The 587-nt window shown below is 38.8% G+C and carries 1 protein-coding gene; it reads right to left on the bottom strand.

Annotated features, from left to right (window positions below; translation table 11 throughout):
- Positions 1-319, bottom strand: a 319-nt coding sequence (locus IE124_RS36395) for a Glu/Leu/Phe/Val dehydrogenase dimerization domain-containing protein (protein WP_502266948.1), incomplete at its 3' end; no start/stop codon positions are given.
- Between the last annotated feature and the right edge of the window lie 268 nt (positions 320-587).

Consider the following 587-nt stretch of genomic DNA (forward strand, 5'->3'; position numbering starts at 1 on the left):
TATCTAGGCCCGTGAGCGCATTCTTGAAGATCTGTTCAAAACCCAATAATTTTAGGATAGACAGGTTCACTGATGGGTGGAAGCGTAGGCCACCCTTGTAAGGGCCCTTGGCTGAATTGAACTGCACCCTGTATCCTTGAGCCACTTCTTGCTCGCCATTATCATTTTCCCACGTGACCCTGAATTGAATGATCCTCTCCGGGACAGAAACAATAGGTAACACTTTTTTATACTGTGGGAATTTTTCAAAAATTTTGGAATCCTCCACAGAAGAAACGATCTCATCGTAAGCCTGCTGAAACTCTGGTTCGCTTGTCATTTTTTACTTTTTACCTTTTCTTTTCGGTGACTGTTGCTACTTCCCTATATATATATATATATGTGTGTGTGTGTGTGTGTGTGGCCTATGTATGTACCTTTATATAACTGAGTTCGAACGGCTCAAAGTCAGAAGTCATTAACTGTTTATGTGAAAGTGAAATAAAAAGAAATACTCTTTTTAAGAAAGGCATCATGGTCATCACTTTTTCCATATTAACCAACGATAAAACTGTCCCTTTAATATCAATACTGCTTATCGATAAGAT

The sequence above is a fragment of the Streptomyces narbonensis genome, assembly GCF_014649015.1.
GTDB classification, from domain to species: Bacteria; Actinomycetota; Actinomycetes; order Streptomycetales; family Streptomycetaceae; genus Streptomyces; species Streptomyces narbonensis.